At 62.7% G+C, this 18,907-nt stretch carries 18 protein-coding genes, 1 tRNA gene and 1 pseudogene; 8 read left to right on the top strand and 12 right to left on the bottom strand.

All coding sequences use genetic code 11. The features are described 5' to 3' along the window. Positions 1–3 precede the first annotated feature (3 nt). The 4 genes from ELY13_RS05615 to ELY13_RS14950 all read right to left on the bottom strand — a co-directional run bounded on the left by ELY13_RS05615 (position 4) and on the right by ELY13_RS14950 (position 1,770). Positions 4–345, bottom strand: coding sequence for a hypothetical protein (locus tag ELY13_RS05615; protein ID WP_126172917.1), 342 nt, complete (start codon positions 343–345; stop codon positions 4–6). A 293-nt stretch (positions 346–638) separates the two neighbouring features. Beyond that, entirely contained in the window at positions 639–929 is a 291-nt protein-coding gene (locus ELY13_RS05610) for a GIY-YIG nuclease family protein (protein WP_241233561.1), read from the bottom strand. Between the two features lie 127 nt (positions 930–1,056). Beyond that, entirely contained in the window at positions 1,057–1,566 is a 510-nt protein-coding gene (locus ELY13_RS05605) for a hypothetical protein (RefSeq protein ID WP_126172916.1), read from the bottom strand. 57 nt (positions 1,567–1,623) lie between these two features. After that, positions 1,624–1,770 (bottom strand): hypothetical protein, encoded by a 147-nt coding sequence (locus tag ELY13_RS14950; RefSeq protein ID WP_164549706.1) that lies wholly within the window; start codon positions 1,768–1,770, stop codon positions 1,624–1,626. A 498-nt stretch (positions 1,771–2,268) separates the two neighbouring features. Between ELY13_RS14950 and tldD the strand changes: the two genes are divergently transcribed. The 3 genes from tldD (at position 2,269) to ELY13_RS05590 (ending at position 4,733) form a co-directional block, all read left to right on the top strand. After that, positions 2,269–3,693: a metalloprotease TldD gene (gene tldD / locus ELY13_RS05600; RefSeq protein ID WP_126173173.1), complete on the top strand. Its 1,425-nt coding sequence runs from the start codon at positions 2,269–2,271 to the stop codon at positions 3,691–3,693. Between the two features lie 66 nt (positions 3,694–3,759). Then, the gene (locus ELY13_RS05595) at positions 3,760–4,173 is read left to right on the top strand and encodes a hypothetical protein (RefSeq protein ID WP_241233560.1); all 414 of its coding nucleotides are present in this window, start codon (positions 3,760–3,762) and stop codon (positions 4,171–4,173) included. A gap of 5 nt (positions 4,174–4,178) precedes the next feature. Continuing rightward, the gene (locus ELY13_RS05590; protein WP_126172915.1) at positions 4,179–4,733 is read left to right on the top strand and encodes a DUF924 family protein; all 555 of its coding nucleotides are present in this window, start codon (positions 4,179–4,181) and stop codon (positions 4,731–4,733) included. A 19-nt stretch (positions 4,734–4,752) separates the two neighbouring features. Here ELY13_RS05590 and guaA read toward each other — a convergent pair whose 3' ends face one another. Continuing rightward, positions 4,753–6,327: a glutamine-hydrolyzing GMP synthase gene (gene guaA, locus ELY13_RS05585; RefSeq protein WP_126172914.1), complete on the bottom strand. Its 1,575-nt coding sequence runs from the start codon at positions 6,325–6,327 to the stop codon at positions 4,753–4,755. A 236-nt stretch (positions 6,328–6,563) separates the two neighbouring features. On the opposite strand from guaA, the gene ELY13_RS05580 reads away from it, so the two are divergent. The 3 genes from ELY13_RS05580 (at position 6,564) to gyrB (ending at position 10,023) form a co-directional block, all read left to right on the top strand. Then, positions 6,564–6,866: a UrcA family protein gene (locus ELY13_RS05580; RefSeq protein ID WP_126172913.1), complete on the top strand. Its 303-nt coding sequence runs from the start codon at positions 6,564–6,566 to the stop codon at positions 6,864–6,866. Positions 6,867–7,106: 240 nt separating this feature from the next. After that, positions 7,107–7,229, top strand: coding sequence for a hypothetical protein (locus ELY13_RS15545; RefSeq protein WP_277600635.1), 123 nt, complete (start codon positions 7,107–7,109; stop codon positions 7,227–7,229). Between the two features lie 292 nt (positions 7,230–7,521). Beyond that, entirely contained in the window at positions 7,522–10,023 is a 2,502-nt protein-coding gene (gyrB, locus tag ELY13_RS05575) for a DNA topoisomerase (ATP-hydrolyzing) subunit B (RefSeq protein WP_126172912.1), read from the top strand. Positions 10,024–10,414: 391 nt separating this feature from the next. Here the strand turns inward: gyrB and ELY13_RS05570 are convergent, their stop codons facing one another. The 7 genes and pseudogenes from ELY13_RS05570 to ELY13_RS05540 all read right to left on the bottom strand — a co-directional run bounded on the left by ELY13_RS05570 (position 10,415) and on the right by ELY13_RS05540 (position 17,363). Continuing rightward, the gene (locus tag ELY13_RS05570; RefSeq protein ID WP_241233559.1) at positions 10,415–10,789 is read right to left on the bottom strand and encodes a DoxX family protein; all 375 of its coding nucleotides are present in this window, start codon (positions 10,787–10,789) and stop codon (positions 10,415–10,417) included. Positions 10,790–11,357: 568 nt separating this feature from the next. Further along, positions 11,358–12,542: a 5-methyltetrahydropteroyltriglutamate--homocysteine S-methyltransferase gene (locus tag ELY13_RS05565; protein WP_126172910.1), complete on the bottom strand. Its 1,185-nt coding sequence runs from the start codon at positions 12,540–12,542 to the stop codon at positions 11,358–11,360. After that, positions 12,539–13,468: a methyltransferase domain-containing protein gene (locus ELY13_RS05560; RefSeq protein ID WP_420897419.1), complete on the bottom strand. Its 930-nt coding sequence runs from the start codon at positions 13,466–13,468 to the stop codon at positions 12,539–12,541. The genes ELY13_RS05565 and ELY13_RS05560 overlap by 4 nt, the downstream gene beginning before the upstream one ends. 321 nt (positions 13,469–13,789) lie before the next feature. Further along, positions 13,790–13,942: pseudogene (locus tag ELY13_RS05555) on the bottom strand (NADP-dependent isocitrate dehydrogenase); the annotation flags it as partial. A 310-nt stretch (positions 13,943–14,252) separates the two neighbouring features. After that, positions 14,253–15,926 (bottom strand): thiamine pyrophosphate-requiring protein, encoded by a 1,674-nt coding sequence (locus ELY13_RS05550; protein ID WP_126172908.1) that lies wholly within the window; start codon positions 15,924–15,926, stop codon positions 14,253–14,255. Continuing rightward, complete coding sequence (locus ELY13_RS05545; protein WP_164549705.1) at positions 15,926–16,456, bottom strand: MarR family winged helix-turn-helix transcriptional regulator; 531 nt, start codon at positions 16,454–16,456, stop codon at positions 15,926–15,928. Before ELY13_RS05545 ends, ELY13_RS05550 begins: the two co-directional genes overlap by 1 nt. An 85-nt stretch (positions 16,457–16,541) precedes the next feature. Continuing rightward, on the bottom strand, positions 16,542–17,363 hold the full coding sequence (locus tag ELY13_RS05540; RefSeq protein WP_126172906.1) for a hypothetical protein: 822 nt from the start codon (positions 17,361–17,363) through the stop codon (positions 16,542–16,544). A gap of 187 nt (positions 17,364–17,550) precedes the next feature. On the opposite strand from ELY13_RS05540, the gene ELY13_RS05535 reads away from it, so the two are divergent. Both ELY13_RS05535 and ELY13_RS05530 read left to right on the top strand, forming a co-directional pair. Next, the gene (locus ELY13_RS05535) at positions 17,551–17,955 is read left to right on the top strand and encodes a DUF6152 family protein (RefSeq protein WP_126172905.1); all 405 of its coding nucleotides are present in this window, start codon (positions 17,551–17,553) and stop codon (positions 17,953–17,955) included. 92 nt (positions 17,956–18,047) lie between these two features. Then, positions 18,048–18,124: transfer RNA gene (locus ELY13_RS05530), tRNA-Arg, on the top strand. Positions 18,125–18,907: the final 783 nt, after the last annotated feature.

The following is an 18,907-nucleotide window of genomic DNA, read 5'->3' as shown; positions in this document are numbered from 1 at the left end:
CGATCAGCGTTGCTTCCTGGCGATGGTGGCGGTGAAATCGGGGTCCTTGTTCGCCACCCAGTCGACGAACTTGCGTACGTTGGGATTGGCCAGCAGGCCCTCCACGTCCATCCCGTGGCGCTGAAGTTCGGAATTGGTGAAATTGGCGGTCAGCGTCTGCTGGCAGATGGAATGCATCGGCACGACATCGCGCCCGCCCCTGCTCTTTGGCACGGGATGGTGCCAGACGATGGTCTTGCCCGTCGGCCGCCCGCAGAGCCAGCACGGCACAGCCGCCGCCGGAGCCTCCTCCTCCTCGCGATCCCAGTCTCCGGAGCGATCGTGTTTTGAATATTTGCGGGCCATGCCTCTACCTTATTCGCCTGAACGTGCGCTGCCCACCTACAGCGGGGCGTCAGCATTACCATACAAGCCATCCGATGCAGAGAACACGGCGCGGCTTGTTGGGGAGCATGCAGGTCCAGCCCCAGCACACGGCTGCGATGCAGCGTTCGCCGGCATCACGATGAGGAAAGCAACCGACGGCCGATGTCTGCAGTGGGCGGGAAACTGCCGCTCGATCAGACCCTCCAGACTTCCCTCATGCCAGCGCAGGCTGGCATCTCTGACGCCGACAGAGCGACCTCGAACAAGTCGCCTCAGTCGGGATTGCTTCCCTCGATCAGCCGGATCTTCCACGCGCGTTGCCACGCCTTCAGCGCCTTTTCCCGAGCGATGGCTTCGTAAATGGTCGCGTGCCGTTCGACGAGGATAAGCCGCTTCAGTCCGTAACGACGACAGAACGCAGACCCAGTACCCACTCGGTGCTGCATCATCCGGGCGGCGATGTCGCTGGTCACGCCGATGTAGAGAACTCCATGCGGCTTGTTCGTCAGAATGTACGTCCAGCCGCCCCGCATCTCGAAAGCATGACGCCAGAGGAAGGACATTCCTTCCTGCGCTGGCATGACGCAGGAAGGAATGTCCGCCGCTGGGTGGATTGCGGACTGGCAGCTATAGAGTGGTCGACGGCCGAAGCGGACGCTCGGCGTCGGATTCCCCAAACCGAAGGTAGATTTAGCGGTTTAGCAATTCAAACCGCAGCAGTCTGCTGCCATCATGCGCCAGGCGGATCTGTCGCCCGCCTTTCCTAAATGTATCTAGGCGGGACGGGTGAGTGAAGGTCGATACGCGCGTCCAACCAGATGCAATCAGGCGAGCGCTGATAGTCTCGACGCTCACGAAATCTGTGGATCCGCCTAGACCACCCAAAAACCTCACATTCAAAACGTATTTCTCTTGAGTCGAAAACAATTCGACCCTCCAGCGGCTTGCGTCGTTCTGACCGGCTAAGGTTTGGCCATTGCTCACTTCTCTCAGAAGCTTGAACTCGACACCGAACGCTCGAGCCACATCCTTTGGCAGGATTAGCTGCTCATTCTTCTCATCCAGGAAGGAGAAAGCGGTCAAGAACGCTTCGTGCTGTTTACCGGCTGTTGAAGCACCATGCGTGATCGATGGTTCGGTCCAGGCACCTTGTGGGTGCGGGCTCACCGTGCAGGCGACGACCATTGCGGATAGAACCATAGCCGCTCGGCTCCTGGCGTTAGTTACGAACCCGCTCACCGTTTCTTCCTCCCCCCTTCACTTACCGCTGCTCGTTTTTCGAGTGTCGGCGGTGGCCGCCAGTGTGGCGCGGAGCAACTGTCGCTTCACCGCACCGCCGAAGCCGGGCGTTTTGTGGAGGATCGCCGCAAGGGCTACCGGCTCAATCGGCGTGAAGCTGTCCATAACGCTATATGCGTGCCTTGCCCCATGGCCACAATCAGGAAAGCCAGGAGCCGGTCGGAACGACTGACATTGGGTCGTAAGCCGACATTCGTCGCCCTTTATTCCCCTCAAGGGACGCTGCCGCCCCAGCGAAGCGGTCACGCAGGATTGCCGCTTTCCTACGCTGCGCCAACCCGGCAGACCCGGGGCGTGCCTCGCTTCGGTCATCCTTGCGCATATGTCGCGGCCGCTTCCCTTCCGGGCCGCGCCAGACTTTCCGATCATTACCCGCGCACGAAACAACATTTTGATTTCCCCGGAGCGCCGTTGTGTCGGCCTGGCCCCCGCCGGACCGCAGAAATCCTGCGGTCCCGGGTGGGTGACACGAATGTAGGACCTGTCAACTGTGTCACCCTCAGCAGCGGCGGGCGCGCCGGTTTGCCCCGGCCGACACCCGCACCGGCGCTGGCTCTGGCGCTGGCTCTGGCGCCGCCGCCCCGGCGCGCCTATCTTGGGGCCATGACCCAAGCCGATCCCCGCTCCCTGCTCTACGCCCCGGACAAGCTTTCCCCCGACGAAGCGCAAGCCCTCGTCTCCCGCGCCCTTAAGCAGTGCGACGATGGGGAGCTGTACCTCCAGTTCAGCACGACCGAAGCCTTCGTGTTCGATGACGGGCGGCTGAAAACCTGCGATTATTCGCGCGATGCCGGTTTCGGCCTGCGCGGCGTGTCGGGCGAGATGACCGGCTTTGCCCATGCGAACGAGATCAGCGCGGCCGCGATCACCCGCGCGGGCGAGACGCTGGCCTTGCTCGATCCCGCAAAGAACGCCCCCGCCCCGCCCCCGCGCAAGAACAACCGCCACCTTTACACCGATGCCTCCCCGCTCGATCTCGTGCCGTTCGAACGCAAGGTCGCCTTGCTTGAGACGATCGACGCCGCCGCGCGGAAGCGCGATCCGCGCGTTGCGCAAGTCAGCGCGTCGCTGGTCGGCAGCTGGAGCGTTGTGGAAATCGTCCGCCCTGATGGCTTCGTCGCCACCGACGTGCGCCCGCTGGTGCGGCTCAACGTCTCGATCGTCGCGGAAAGCAATGGACGGCGCGAAACCGGCAGCTTCGGGCTTGGCGGACGCTATCTCTACGATCGCCTGTTCGGCGAAGCGGAATGGAACCGGGCGATCGACGAAGCGCTGGCGCAAGCGCTGATCAACCTCGAAAGCGTCGCGGCCCCGGCGGGCGAAATGACCGTGCTGGTCGGCCCCGGCTGGCCCGGCGTGCTGCTGCACGAGGCCGTCGGCCACGGCCTGGAAGGCGATTTCAACCGCAAGGGCACCAGCGCCTTTTCCGGCCGGATCGGCCAGCGCGTTGCCGCCCCCGGCGTGACCGTGGTCGATGACGGCGCCATCGCCGACCGGCGCGGGTCGCTGTCGATCGACGATGAAGGCACCCCGACCGGCGAAACCGTGCTGATCGAGGACGGAATTCTCAAGGGCTACATGCAGGACCGGCTCAACGCCCGGCTGATGGGGTTGGAGCCGACCGGCAACGGACGCCGGGAAAACTACGCCCACGCGCCGATGCCGCGCATGACCAACACCTTCATGCGGTCCGGGAATGACGATCCGGCAGAGCTGCTGTCGCGGATGAAGAACGGGATCTTCGCCAAGAGCTTCGGCGGCGGGCAAGTCGATATCGTCTCGGGCAAGTTCGTGTTCTCCTGCACGGAAGCGTACAAGGTGGAGAACGGAAAGATCGGCGCCCCGATCAAGGGCGCGACCCTGATCGGCGACGGGCCGAGCGTGCTGACCCGGGTAAAGGGCATCGGCAACGACATGACCCTCGACGAGGGCGTCGGCACCTGCGGCAAGGGCGGGCAAAGCGTGCCTGCCGGGGTGGGCCAGCCGACCTTGCTGATCGAAGGCCTGACGGTCGGCGGAACTGCTTGATAACACAGCAGTAAGGGTCGGTTCAGTCGCTTCCGTCTATCAGGCGACCAGGATAGGAGTCTTGACATGAAGAAACTGTTTCTTGGACTGGCTGCAGCCTCCCTCGCTCTCGGCGGCGCATCCGCCGGTCACGCGATGGCGGGAAGCTCGTCCTCGCAGGCGAGGGGTGAGGCCCGCCTCGCCAAGATGCTGGAGGGCCGCGTTCCCGGCCAGCCGCAAAGCTGCATTCCGGCCATGGTCAGCCGGAACCTGCAAGTGCTCGATCGCACCGCACTGGTCTATGACGCAGGCAGCACCGTCTGGGTCGCTCGCCCGTCCGATCCCCGCTCGCTGGATGACAGCGACATCCTGGTGATCGATCGCTTCAGCAGCAGCTTGTGCAAGCAGGACGTCATCCGCACGGTGGACCGCTACACCGGGTTCATGTCCGGCGTCGTGTTCCTGGGCGACTTCGTGCCGTACAAGAAGCTTGAGAGCTGATCGCCTTGGCCGCCCCGCTTCGCCGCTGGGCGGCCGAGTTGCTCTACCACTGGTTTCACCGGCTTGGGCCGGGGGACTGGTTCTCCGTGAACGGAGCAGTCGATGCGGAGCTACGCCGCCGCTTCGAACCCGACTTGCGAATGCTGCGCACCTGCAAGGCCGAGGATTTCCTGACCGATCCGCAAACCGCGCTCGCCGCGGTGCTGCTGTTCGACCAGATCCCGCGCAATCTCTACCGCGATACGCCCCAAGCCTTCGCGTACGACCCCTTGGCCCGCCGCATCACCCGCGCTGCGCTCGACAAAGGCTGGGACACGGCCTTGTCCCCGCACCAGCGGCAGTTCCTTGGAATGCCGCTGATGCACAGCGAACGGATCGCTGACCAACTGCGCAGCCTTGAATACTTCGCCCGGCTCGGCCCCCGCTACGGCTGGCCGTTCGCCCGCGCGCATTACGGGATGATCGCGCGCTTCGGCCGCTTCCCGCATCGCAACGCCACATTAGGCCGCCAAAGCACCGAGGCGGAAGAACGGGCGGTGGCGGCGGGCTACGCCTGGTAGACCGCCCTTCCGTCGCAAGTCATTCCCACTCGATCGTTCCGGGCGGCTTGCTGGTGTAGTCGTAGACCACGCGGTTCACGCCCTTGACCTCGTTGACGATCCGGGTCGCGACGCGGGACAGGAACCCGGCGTCGAACGGATAGACATCCGCAGTCATCCCGTCAGTGCTGGTCACGGCGCGCAAGGCGCAGACGCTGTCGTACGTGCGGGCATCGCCCATTACACCGACGGTCTTGACCGGCAGCAGCACCGCGAAAGCCTGCCAGATCGCGTCGTACAATCCGGCGCCACGGATTTCCTCCAGATAGATGGCGTCCGCCTTGCGCAGGATGTCGCACCGATCCTTCGTCACTTCGCCAGGGATGCGGATGGCAAGACCCGGTCCGGGGAACGGGTGACGGCCAACAAAGGCTTCGGGCAGGCCAAGTTCGCGGCCCAGTTCGCGCACTTCGTCCTTGAACAACTCCCGCAAGGGTTCGACCAGCTTCATATTCATGCGTTCGGGCAAGCCGCCGACGTTGTGGTGGCTCTTGATCGTCACCGATGGTCCGCCGGTGAAGGACACGCTTTCGATAACATCGGGATAGAGCGTGCCCTGTGCCAGGAAATCGGCCCCGCCGACCTTCTTCGCCTCCGCCTCGAACACGTCGATGAAGGTCTTGCCGATGAACTTGCGTTTGGCTTCCGGATCGGTGACGCCGGAAAGGCCAGAGAGGAACAAATCCTCCACGTCCACGTGGACCAGCGGGATGTTGTAGGAATTGCGGAACAGGGACACGACCTGCTCGGCTTCGCCCGACCGCATCAGCCCGTGATCCACGAACACGCACGTCAGCTGGTCTCCGATCGCCTCGTGGATCAGAACCGCGGCGACCGCGCTGTCCACGCCGCCCGAAAGGCCGCAGATGACCTTTCGGTCCCCCACTTGCTCCCGAACTTCGGCGATCTTTGTCTTGCGGAACTCGGCCATCGTCCAGTCGCCCGCAAGGCCGCATACATGGCGAACGAAGTTGGCGAGCAGCTTTGCCCCATCGGGCGTGTGGACCACCTCCGGATGGAACTGGGTGCCGTAGTATCGCCGTTCATCGTTGGCGATCAGCGCGAACGGCGCGCCTTCCGAGGTGGCCACGACCCGGAAACCGGGGGCGAACTGCGTCACCTTGTCGCCATGGCTCATCCAGACCTGGTGCCGTTCGCCGACATTCCACAGCCCGTCGAACAGCACGCATTCGTCGCTAACCGTCAGGTAGGCCCGGCCGAATTCGCCCCCTTCGCCGCTTTCGTGCCCCGGGCGAACTTCACCGCCGAGTTGCTGCGTCATCACCTGCTGACCGTAACAGATGCCCAGGATCGGCAATCCGCTGTCGAACAGCACCTGCGGCGCGCGCGGGCTGCCTTCGTCGGGAACGCTGGCAGGAGAACCCGACAGGATGATTCCTTTCGGCTTGAGGCGGTGAAACGCCTCTTCGGCCTGCGTGAAGGGAGCGATTTCGGAATAGACGCCTGCTTCCCGCACGCGGCGGGCGATCAATTGCGTCACCTGGCTGCCGAAATCGACGATCAGGATGGAATCAGGGAGATGGGCAGTATCCATGGCCGCGCGATAGGCCGAGGCAGCAAGGACTGTCCAGCCGGTCTTGAGTAATCAGCAGGGCAAGCCGCGGTTCCGGATCCGTCTGTTGCGAAATCTGCAAAACGCGTAGCATTTTTTGCGTTTGCGAAATTTTCTTCGCACTGCACAATCGGAGGCGAAACATGATCATACAATAAGCATGAAAATAAGCATGAAAGTCGGAGAGGCAGACCGCCACATTCAAGGAGTTTGCCGTTATGCGTAAATTGGCTTCCTATGTCCTCGCCACCTGCCTGTTCGGCATGGCTGCCGTGCCGGCCTCTGCAGAAACCGCTCGCAAGGCAGTTTCCTACAACGACTTGGATCTGACCACCGCCGAAGGCATGGACGAACTGGGCCACCGGATCGAAGCGGCCATCGCATCCCTCTGCGTCCGCCCCGATCTTCGCAGTTTCCAGACCATGGCGGCCTGGAAGGCTTGCCGGGGAGACGCGCAAAGCGCGGCAATGGAACAACTGGACCGGATCGCCTCGACCGAGCAGCTCGCCTACCGCGACTAGCCCTGTTGCATAAGGTGCAACACCTATATCGTTTTTCGCACTTGCAGCATTCGCTCGAGACGACCATTTGCCGCCGCGGAAGAGTAGGAGGGCGATAACTGAAAAGGCACTGACATCCAGGAGAACGTCGTGCGTATTTTCACTCATCGCTTTTTTTCGTCAATCGCGGCGGCTTCGATCAGCAGCGTCTTGTTTGCCGCTGCCTTGATCTGAACGCCTGCAAACCTCGCGCACCTGACGGTGCGCGAGCTTGCTGCCCGTCAAAAGCAGGAAACCCCCATGATCAATTTCGCCAAGCGTGTCCTAGACCGCTTCATCCAGAGCGCCTCCGAAACCGCGATCCCGCATCTCTGGCGTTTCTGAGCAAGCTTTGCGCTGGGGAGGCTTGCACGCCTCCCGCACCTTCTGGCTGGCTGTCGCGCAAGCCCGAATGAATGATCTTACCCCCGGCTGATCAGGGCCACCAACCGCCCCTGATTCACGGACCTGCCGACCGCAAGAGCGGGGTCAGGAAAGAAGCCGGCAACCGCCTTTCGCGCCTTTCCTGCACCCGCGTTACGGCATCCTTTGCCCTTCAGCGCATTTTGCACTGAAAATGCGCTTCCGGGCGGCAGGAGAGCTTGGGTATTGGCTCGTTCGCGCCTATATGGGCGCCATGAACGCAACACCCCAAAACGCGCCCCGTTCCGCTGTCTACGGCGCCGAATCCATCAAGGTCCTCAAAGGTCTCGACGCCGTCCGCAAGCGGCCTGGCATGTACATCGGCGACACCGACGATGGCTCCGGCCTGCACCACATGGTGTTCGAAGTGTCGGACAACGCAATCGACGAAGCGCTGGCCGGGCATTGCGATCTGGTGCTGATCGAACTGAACCCCGACGGCTCCGTTTCTGTCGAGGATAACGGCCGCGGCATCCCGACCGACATCCACCGGGAAGAAGGCGTCTCGGCCGCCGAGGTCATCATGACCCAGCTTCACGCCGGCGGTAAGTTCGAGAACACGTCCGAAGACAACGCCTACAAGGTGTCCGGCGGCCTCCACGGCGTCGGTGTGTCGGTCGTCAACGCCTTGTCCGAATGGCTGGAACTGGTTGTCTGGCGCGACGGCAAGGAGCACTGGATGCGGTTCGAGCACGGCAATGCCGTCGAATCGCTGCGCGTCGTGGGCGATGGGCCGGAAGGCAAGAAGGGCACCCGCGTCACCTTCCTGCCTTCGACCGATACGTTCAAGAACGTCACCGAGTTCGATTTCGACAAGCTGGAGCACCGCTACCGGGAGCTTGCCTTCCTCAATTCCGGCGTGCGTATCCTCCTGCGCGACAAGCGGCACGAGGAACCGGCGGAACACGATTTGTACTACGAAGGCGGGATTGCCGCGTTCGTGAAGTACCTCGATCGCAACAAGCAGGCGATGATCCCGGAGCCGATCGCGATTTCCGCCGAAAAGGACGGGATCGGGATCGACGTCGCGCTGGAATGGAACGATTCCTATTACGAGAATGTCCTCGCCTTCACCAACAACATCCCGCAGCGCGACGGCGGCACTCACTTGGCTGCGTTCCGCGCGGCGCTGACCCGCACGCTCAACGGCTATGCCGAACGGTCGGGCCTGATGAAGAAGGAAAAGGTCCAGCTTTCGGGTGAGGACATGCGCGAAGGGCTAACCGCGATTGTTTCGGTCAAGCTGCCGGATCCCAAGTTCGGATCGCAGACGAAGGACAAGCTGGTTTCCTCCGAAGTCCGCCAGCCGCTCGAAAGCCTGATGAGCGACAAGATGAGCGAATGGCTGGAGGAAAACCCGGCCGACGCGAAGAACATCATCCAGAAGGTAGTCGATGCCGCTGCCGCGCGTGAAGCGGCCCGCCGGGCGCGCGAACTGACCCGGCGCAAGGGGGCGATGGACATCGCCAGCCTGCCGGGCAAGCTGGCCGATTGCCAGGAACGCGATCCGGCGAAGTCCGAGTTGTTCCTGGTCGAGGGCGACTCGGCCGGCGGTTCCGCCAAGCAGGGACGCGACCGCAAGACCCAGGCGATCCTGCCCCTGCGCGGCAAGATCCTGAACGTCGAGCGTGCACGGTTTGACCGGATCATCGGCTCCCGCGAAGTCGGCACCCTGATCCAGGCAATGGGCACCGGACTGCGGGACGAATTCAACCTGGCCAAGCTGCGCTACCACAAGATCGTCATCATGACGGACGCTGACGTCGACGGGGCGCACATCCGCACCCTGCTGCTGACCTTCTTCCATCGTCAGATGCCGGAAATCGTCAAGGCCGGGCACTTGTTCATCGCCCAGCCGCCGCTCTACAAAGTCAGCAAGGGCCGGTCCGAGGTCTACCTGAAGGACAACGCAGCGCTCGATCGCTACCTCGTCGAAGGCGGTCTGCAAGGGCGCGTGCTGGAAACGCAGGGCGGCGCGCGCGGCGGCGCCGAACTGGGAGTGCTGGTCGAGCACGCGCTGAGGTTGCGCAGCTTGATGGGCTTCGTGCCGCGCAAGTACGATCCGGCAATCATCGAGGCAATGGCTCTGTCCGGTGCCTTCGCGCCCGATCTGAACCGTGAAGGCCTGATCGCCGCGTTGAACCGCGCTGCCGGGCAATTGCAGATGAGCGATGCCGAAGCGGCATGGAGCGCGATGATCGAGGCGGACGGCCATATCCGGTTAGACCGGGTGTGGCGCGGCGTCACCGACGTGCGCCGGGTGGAGCCGAGCTTCCTCACAAGCGCCGAAGCACGCAAGCTTCACCGCGTGGGCCAGGAACAGGCCGAGGTTTATGCCGCGCCGGTACGGCTGGTGAAAAGCGGCGAGGCGGAAAGCGAGCCGGAAGCCGAGCCCGCGCCGGAAGGCGAAGAGGACCAGGCTCCCGCCGCTGTCCGGGACGGCGCGATCACGCGCCCGACCCAGCTGCTCGACACGGTGCTCGCCGCCGGGCGCAAGGGTCTGTCTATCCAGCGCTACAAGGGTCTTGGCGAAATGAACGCAGAGCAATTGTGGGAAACCACGCTGGACCCGGACAACCGCGCCTTGTTGCAGGTGAAGGTCGAGGACGCCGATGTGACGGACGAGATCTTTACCCGCCTGATGGGCGACATCGTCGAGCCGCGGCGTGACTTCATCCAGCAGAACGCGCTGAACGTCGCCAATCTGGACGTCTGACGGATCTGTAGATCCTCGAAGAACCCTGCAATTGTTCAAGGTGAGCTTCAGCGATTTTCCGAGTTGATTGCAGTCAGGCCCATCTTCGGCTCTTCGAACCCACTGGCAATTCGTAAAATTCTGCAAGCTCAACTACAACATCGCTTTGCCCGTGTTCGACAAAGATGAAGTGAGCGGCACGCATGCCAACCGCTGTTCAGGTGGCTCAAAGAGGAAAAACCGGGCTTGCTCGGGAGCAAAGCGATCAAGTGGAATTCACCAACTTCCTCCTTGATCGGGAACGCAGAGTGACGGACCGGTTCACGCCGACCACCAACTCGAAGCTATTCGGCGCAAAGTCGAGCAACTTCTCTGATGTGAGATTAGGCCCGAGGCGGATCCGGTTCGCGTCTCAGACGTCCTTCCGGCCCCTCCATGCAGCGTCGAGGCTCAGCGGGCCAGGACCCGCAAAGACGAGATAAAGAAACACGAAACAGTAGAGAACCGCCGCATCTCCGCCATTGTTGACCGGGAAGAAACCCTGGGGGGCATGCGCGATGAAGTAAGCAGCCGCCATGGTCCCGGACGCGACGAATGCCGCTGGCCGCGTGAAGAGGCCAAGCACAATCAGCAAGCCCGCCACGAGTTCAACGATCCCCGCATAGTGTCCCGGCGAGGAAAGCGCCCACGCTTCACCGGCTCGCTCACCCTGCGGAAACGACAGAAACTTTTGCGTTCCGTGCGCAAGGAAGAGGAGTCCCGCCATGATGCGCAGCACGCTGCGCATCAGCGGAGTCCATCTGCTGAACCAAGCTTCTCTCACGAGCGTACCCTTTTTCTGAACGGGTGCAGCCAGCCCGCCGACCAATCCTGTCATTTAAGAGAGCCGAAGACCACCCTCTGCAGGTCTGCATGAGCTGCTTGGGGAAGCAACGCTTCCGGGGATGCTGTCGCAGCAATTGCACTTTGCAATCGAAGGCGGTCAGCGCTCCTCCCTTTCGGCTGATTGGTGGCCGCGCCCGAGCGCCTCTGATCCTGGAACCTGGCTGGAGACGGAAGCGAGACTGACACCGGGACCTGAGTAACAGGGGCAGTTACTCCGACAATGCCACTGACGTCATCCTCGAGCACGTAAGCAGCAATACAGCATCTGCTGAAGAAGTATCGACGCTGATCTCAACCATCTACTACGCTCTTACGGGTTAGGGTGCTCCGCCGTGCGCACAAGAGAAACGCGAACCGGCGGTTTCCATCTCGGGCGGGATGCTTGCAGCTGTGCTCCTCTGACGTCCTGCCCCTCGCTGTGCAAATCGGCCTCGGGGATGAGCGGGCGCGACCTGCGCCCGCTCATCCGATCAGCCCCAAACCTCCTTCGCCACCTCGACGACGAGGCGGATCTTGTCCGCCTGCTGTTCGACCGTGATGTCGTTGCCGTGGACCGTGGACGCGAAGCCGCATTGCGGCGAGAGCGCGAGCTGGTCGAGGTCGGCGAATTTCGTCGCTTCCTCGATCCGGCGCTTGATGGCGTCCTTCGTTTCCAGCTCACCGAGCTTGGTGGTGACCAGCCCGAGCACAACGGTTTTGCCCTTCGGCAGGAAGCGCAGAGGGGCGAAATCGCCCGAGCGCGGATCGTCGTACTCGAGGAAGAAGGCGTCGATTTCGAGCTCATTGAACATGATCTCGGCCACCGGCTCGTAACCGCCCTCGGCCGCCCAGCTCGAGCGGAAGTTGCCCCGGCACAAGTGTATCGCCCGGATCATGTCCTGCGGACAATCGCGGAAGCTGTCGTTGATCAGCTGCGCGTACTGGCGCGGGGTATCGTCCGGGTCGAGCCCGCGCGCGCGGGCATCGGCGCGCTGCTCCTCATCGCACAGATACGCGAGGTTCGTGTCGTCCATCTGGAGATAGCGGCAGCCCGCCTCAGCCAGCGCCGCCACTTCCTTGCGGTAGGCGGCCGCGACATCGGCGTAGAACGCGTCCATCTCGGGATAGACATCAACGGGGATGCCTTGCCGGCCGGCGCGGAAGTGGAGCATCGTCGGCGAGGGGATCGAAACCTTGGGTATTTCGGTGGTAACCGACTTCAAGTACGCGAAGTCGCGCACCTGGATCGGCTTCGTGTGGGCGACCTTGTCGGTCACGACCATCTTGGGCGGCGCGAAATGGACGTCCTTGCCGGCATCGTTCTTGAACGCCTTGGCAATCCCGCCGTGCTCCTCCACGCCCGAAAGCTGGAGCAAGAAATCGGTGTGGAAGAAATACCGCCGGAACTCCCCGTCGGTGATTACTTTCAGGCCCAGGTCCTCCTGCCATTTCGCCACCTCGGCGATCGCCGCATCCTCGACCGCGCGCAGCTCGTCAGGCCCGATCCGCCCTTCCGCCAGTTCCTGGCGAGCATAGAGCACCGCCTTCGGGCGCAGGAACGATCCGACATGGTCGGCGCGCGAGGGGAGCAGGTTCTGCACCCTCCCGAGAGAAGCTGCTTCGGGAATGCGCGATTCCGCCTCGCCGGTGCGAATCTGGGCGACAGTCTGGTTCATGTCGTCGTTCCTTTTGCCTGCTGGTGCTTCGATGGTACTTTGGTTGCCGCGGCCCGCGAAGCGGTCCACAGCTTGGTAGTCAGGGCTTCGCCCGGAAGCGTAATCGGCGGGTCTGGTGCAAAGCCGCTTTCGCTGAGGAGCTCGAGCATCTGCTCATCCGAAAACCCGAGCCGGACGTGCGCGTGCCGCTTACGCAGCTCCTCGCGCTCGTGGGCCGCCAGATCCACGATCAGGACGCGGCCAGCCGATCGGCAGACCCGCGCCACTTCCCTCAGCACTCGCAGAGGATCCTGCGCGTAGTGAAGCACCTGGTGCAGGGTAATCGTGTCGAAGCTGTCTTCCTCAAAAGGCAGCGCATTGAAGTTGCCTTGGACGAGCTCCCACTTCTCGACCGGGAGATCCTGCAGCTTCGCCCTGGCCAGCCGAAGCATCTCCGTGCTCTTGTCGAACCCGACGAGGTGAAAGCATCTGTCGGCGAGCAAGGCGGCTATACGGCCTGTGCCTGTGCCGACATCAAGAAGACGTCCCAGCCTGTCGTCGCGACCGAGGCTCCCAACAAGCGCTGCCTCAACCGTACTTCCGGGACCCAGGAGCGCCCGGATCTGATCCCACTCCCCGGCGTGCCGGGCAAAGTATTCCGCGGCGTTCTTCTCGCGGGCCTCGCGGATCGCAGCAAGGTGACGGCGATCCTCGGCGCAGCGCGCAGCAAATGCCTCGTCTTCCTTTTCCGCTGCATCAAGCAGGCCTGCGATGGCTGCGGAAAGGGGCCTGCCAGAATGCTTCGACACGCACTGGCGGAGAAATATCCAGCTTCCTTCACGCCGCCGCTCGGCGAGGCGGCTGTCACACAGGATGGCGATGTGACGCGATACGCGAGGCTGGCTCTGGCCAAGAACCTGCGCAAGCTCGCCGACTGCCAGTTCCATATGCGCCAGAAGGCGCATGATCCGCAGTCTGGTCGGATCCGCAAGGGCAGCAATGACTTGCTCGGTGCGCATGCGTGATCATATATAAGGATATCTTTATATCCGCAACCATCGATGTTGCTCGTACCCGCCCTGCTCCTCTGGCCCGCAGAACGTCCCGTCGTGCCGAGTTGCCTCATCCGGTGTCTCAACAGCGCAGCACGTATTCCTGAGAGATTCCCCCAGCCCTGAAACTCGGGATTGAAAAACGCCCTGCCCTTCTCAGAGCGGGGCCAGTGCAATCGGGCGGCGACGATAAGGCCAACCGACCCGGAGAGCTGATTACGCTGCGATCAGGGTCCAGTTCGCCATTTCCTTTTTGAGGTTCTCGACGATCGCCTCGAAGAACTGCTCGGTGGTCATCCAGCTCTGGTCCGGACCGATCAGCAAGGCGAGGTCCTTGGTCATCTTGCCGCTTTCGACGGTCTGGATGCAGCGCAGCTTGCCGCGGCCGGGCACCTTGAAGTCGGTCGCGCGGTACTGGTCGCCAAAGGCGTGGCGGCCGACGACGATCGGATCGGTCTAGCCCGGGATCAGCCGGGGACGTTCTGGATCGCGGAAGCAACCAGAGACAGAGAAGCGGACTCTCGCCGGCCAGGTCTCCCGCGAAATTTTCAGCCGGCGGGAGGGAGGTACTTTCGATGGAGCAGAGGTGGAGACAGGTGTGAAATCCACGCGTTCAAAAACCAGCAAATCAGCAACCGCCGGCTGCAGGATTCTTTGAAAACCTAAAATCGCGCAGGGCTTACCCGCGCGAAATCGCCGTTTCGCGTTCGGTGATGAATTCGATCAGCGCCGGCCGGCCCTGCTCGGTCGCCGCAATTGCGCGGCGGATTGCGGGGACGATGTCGTCTGCTGCCTCGACTCGTTCGGCATGGCAGCCAAGCGACCGGGCAAATCCGGTGTAGTCGCCCGATATGTCGGTCGCGCGGTACTTTTCCGAAGCGTCCGGCATGATTGGAATTTCCATCGCCATGGCTGAATTGTTCAGCAGGATCGACAGGATCGGAATGCGTTCGCGCGCCGCAGTCTCCAAGTCCGTGCCGGTGAACCCGATCGCCGCATCGCCCCAGACGTTGATGCACAGCTTGTCGGGAAACGCCAGCTTGGCACCCATGATCAGGCCTAGTCCATAGCCGAGCTGGGTCGACTTGCCCCAGCCGATATAGCTGTGCGGGGTCACGGTCTTCCAGAACGGCACCAGCTGATCGCGGGGAGATCCGGCATCGTGGGTGATGATCGTGTTTGCGACGTCGACGGTGCGCTGCAGGTCCCACAGCACGCGGTACGGCGAAAGCGGACTCGTCGCCTGTGTGCATTTGGGCAACCACGCCGTGAGCCATTCGGCCTGTACCCGGCTGATCCGCTCCGCCACCGGAGAACAGTCGCGCGGAACCGGCACCCTGCACTTCACCGCGCCGATCAGCGCCTGCAAGGTCAGCTTCGCGTCCCCCACCAGCGCAACCTCGCACGGGATCGATTTGTCGATATCGATCGGATCGAGTGTTGCATGGATGACCGGCTTTCCCGGCGGGATTGTCAGCCCGAAGGAAGTGGCGGTGAAGCTGCAGCCGATTCCGAACAGGAGGTCGCACTCGTCGAGCCACTTGCGCACCGCGCCGTTGATCCCGTTGCCGCCCGATCCCAGGGAAAGCGGGTGCGTTTCAGGGAACGCGCTCTTGCCTGGTAGGCTGGTCATCACCGGAACCGCGAGATGTTCGGCCAGTTCGCGCAATTCTTGGTACGCTTCAGCCCAATGAACGCCCTGCCCCGCGTAGATCGCGGGATTTTCCGCCGCGATCAGCCGCTCGGCCGCCGCTTCGATCCCCTCGTGCGACGGCTGCGACTTCGCCACCTTGGCCGGGGCGTAATCGAGCGTGCCTGAAAAAGGCTGCTGCAGGATATCATAAGGCAGTTCGATCACCACCGGCTGCGGGCGGCCGTTGCGCAGCATCGAAAACGCGCGGCGCATTACCGGCACCACCTGCTCCGCGCTGGTCAGCGGCTCGGCATGCTTGGCAACGCTCGCCATAGAACGAGTGGAGTTGAAGTTGAACGGCACGTGCATCTGCGACAGGGCATAGCCTTGCGGCATCACCAGCACCGGCACACTTTCGGAGAACGCCTGGGCCACCGCGCCGAACGCGTTTTCCGCCCCCGGCCCTTGCTGCATCACGAAGACGCCCATTTTCGCACCTTTGGTCATCCGACTGATCGCGTCAGCCATGTGGAGCCCAGTCCGCTCCTGCCGGACAATCACCGTACGGATGTCGATCCGGGCCGCAGCTTCGAGGATCTGATTGCGTGGATAGCCAAAGACGATCTCCACCCCTTCGCGCTTCAGCACGGCGGCAATCGCATCGGCCACCGTGCCGCGCGAATTGACCGGCTGGCCCGAATCGCCGTCGCCGCCGCGCATCAGCCTTGCTCCGCTTCGTCGGGCAATCCTGCGTCCAGCCGCTCCAGCAGCCCGGACAGGGAGGAATTGAGCACTTCGATCATTTCCGGCGGCACCCCTTCGAGCAGCCGGGCTCTTAGTTCCTCGACGATCCCGAAGATCTCCTCCAGCGCCTGCTCTCCGGACGGGGTGATGCGCAGCTGCTTGGCGCGCCGGTCACCGGGATCGGCCAGTCGTTCGACCAGTCCGTCCGCCTCCAGCGTGGCGAGCATGCGGGTAAGCGTCGGGCCTTCGATCCGCAGGCGCCGGGCGATGTCCACTTGCGCGCTGAGGGGAGCATTGATGATCGCCGCCATTGCTTCCATTCGCGCGGAGCTCTGGGCGATGTGGCGCAACCGCTCATCGAGCAGCGCGCGCCAGCGCCGCGCGACGAGTACCAGTGAGACGGTGAACTGGATTTCGGGCGTCGTTCCCCCATCCCGGTAAATCGGGAAAGTGCTGCCCGCTTCCAAAGTGTGCCCTGGGAGAATTGCGCTTGTCCTCGTGTCCATGCCGCACGGCCTGTATGAAAGGTTCGTCCCTTGCAATCGGGAAAGACCGCTCGTTGTTGCCGTCACGTCAGCCCTGATTTGCGACCTACTGATCCGCCGGCAATGGGCCGAAAGGATCGTCCGGTCCGCCGTCGAGGCCCAGGTCCATCGAAGGGCGGCCCTGCTCATCGGCGGCGTCGCGGTTGTTTTCATTGCAGACGTATTCGCGAATTTCCCAGCCGGGCTGCCGCTCGTAGGCCATCGTCTGCACGAAAGGTTCCGCCAGCGTATCGGGGTCGGTGATCGTCGTCTCGATCATGATCACGTCCGGCGCCTTAGCCCGGATCCGTTCGCGAATCCTCATGTTCGGACCGTGGCCGACACCTTCCGCAATCGTGGTCGAGGGATGGAAGCCGATGGTATCGACCACCAGCGTGTCGCCTTCCCAGTGGCCGATCGAGCTGCCGTTGAAGAAGGGATCGGGATCTTCGGGCAGCGGCCGTCCGTCGGTATGGATACGCCGCACCTGGCTGTACGTTTCGTTGAACAGCGTCACCCGGCCGGGCGAGAAGATGAACTCGATCGGGTACGGCATGCGCATGATGCGCGGCATCCCGGGCGGAACGCAGTTGGCGTCCTGGCCCTGGAGGTGGAGGCCCTGCTCTTTTTCCGCGTTGAACGTGTCCAGCTTCGCTTGCGCCGCCGGGGTCAGCTTCGGCTCCAGCGGGCGGCGGCCGTTGGCGCCGAACAGCAGCGACCATTCAGGGTTCCACACTCCGCTCCAGTCGGGCAGGGCGGCGATGCCGGCATAACCGCTCGCGCGGGGGATGGGAGCGCTCGCCGAGGCATCTTGCGCTACCGCCGGTCCCGCCGACACGGCAAGCGCGAGCCCCGCGGCAACGGCCGCGCGATTGAAAATGACTGGCATCCTGTCCCTCCGCAATCCTCTGCTTTTCGCAAGGTTGCTGTCTTTTTCGTTGCGAAGTCAAGCAACGGGTTGATTGTGTCCGGAAAATACGGTGAAAGGAAAGCGGATCGCTTCCGGGCAGAGAACCGGGGACGGCAGGGACCGACGCGAATTCACCGGACGCAAGATCCGGGTCCAGGAGAGAAGAATGCCAACGATGTTCGTTCGCCTGGCTGTGGCCGGGAGTGTTACAGCGGCCGGCGTCGCGGCCTTTTCGATCCCGGCGATCGCCCACCATTCGACCGCGATGTTCGAATGGGGCAAGGAAGTGACGCTGTCCAACGCCACGGTCACCAAGTGGGAATGGACCAATCCCCACACGTTCCTCTACGTCACCGCGGCCGGCAAGGACGGCAAGACGGAACGCTGGGCGTTTGAGGGGATGAGCCCAAATCACTTGGCGCGCGCCGGCTGGTCGAAGAACTCGCTTCGTGCAGGCGACCGGATCGACCTGACGTATTATCCGCTGCGCGATCCTCGCAAAGGCGGCTTCAACGTCACGGTCCGGAAGGCTGACGGCAAGGAACTGCACCAGCTTCCCGCCGGCGACTAGACGTCCGGGATTACCGAAAGTTCAAAAGCCTTCACAGCAGGCGCGCTTTTGTCTTGGCGGGCCGCTCCCCTGTTGCTAACCGCCGTTCACACGCACCCGTAGCTCAGCTGGATAGAGCGCTGCCCTCCGAAGGCAGAGGTCACAGGTTCGAATCCTGTCGGGTGCACCAGCTTTTCAAACAGTTAGCGCCATGCCGAGAACCCCGTACGGAATAAGCATGGAAAGCAGGGGGTAAGAATCGGCCATCGGCGTTTCTGGATGGGGCCGCGATGATCGACCTGAAGCCCGCAATCGCGCGAATCGAAAATCTGCTTGAGGCAGGCGATGAGGGAAGCGTGACCTAGGCCGCCCTCCAAGCGAGACTTGCGTTGGAGCGCGCCTGTTACGATCGCTTGAGGCAGTGTCATGGCTACATCGCCCATGAGGATCTGAAGGGCTGGCAACCTGCAAAGATCGTTGGCCAGCTCATCACCGATGTCGACCGAAACGCCGGCGCAACGGTGACGCTATCCGTTGCCACAGAATCACTCCGGGACGGGGTGGCGCCAAGCGATTACGATTATGTCGAAATTGGCACCCAGGTCGGGTTGAACCCAAAGCGGATTACCAGCCTTTGGAACGCATTGTCGGAGCTCGCCTTGCACGTCAGCATTCCGAAACAAAGTGATGATCCAATTCACGAGTACGGCGACCCCGATAAGATCCGAAAAAAGGTTCTGGAGGAAGTTGGCGAACTTAAGCGGATTTCCGCCACGACGATGACAACCACTGGCTTGGGTCGGGAAGTTAGCTTCGAGTGCCATTGCGCGACCGTGAATAAGAGACGCTCGGATCTGCTAGGCCGTGTTGACAAAAGACTTCAGCCATAGGCGCGTGGCGGCGAGGTTGAGGAAGCTCTCAAAGGACAGGGTGGTTTTGTCATAGCGGGTGGCAATACGGCGCTGTTGCTTGA

It is taken from the genome of Altericroceibacterium xinjiangense (assembly GCF_003958635.1).
Taxonomy (GTDB): domain Bacteria; phylum Pseudomonadota; class Alphaproteobacteria; order Sphingomonadales; family Sphingomonadaceae; genus Altericroceibacterium_A; species Altericroceibacterium_A xinjiangense.
The sequence above is the reverse complement of the archived record's forward strand: the minus strand, read 5'-3'. Positions and strand labels throughout refer to the sequence as shown.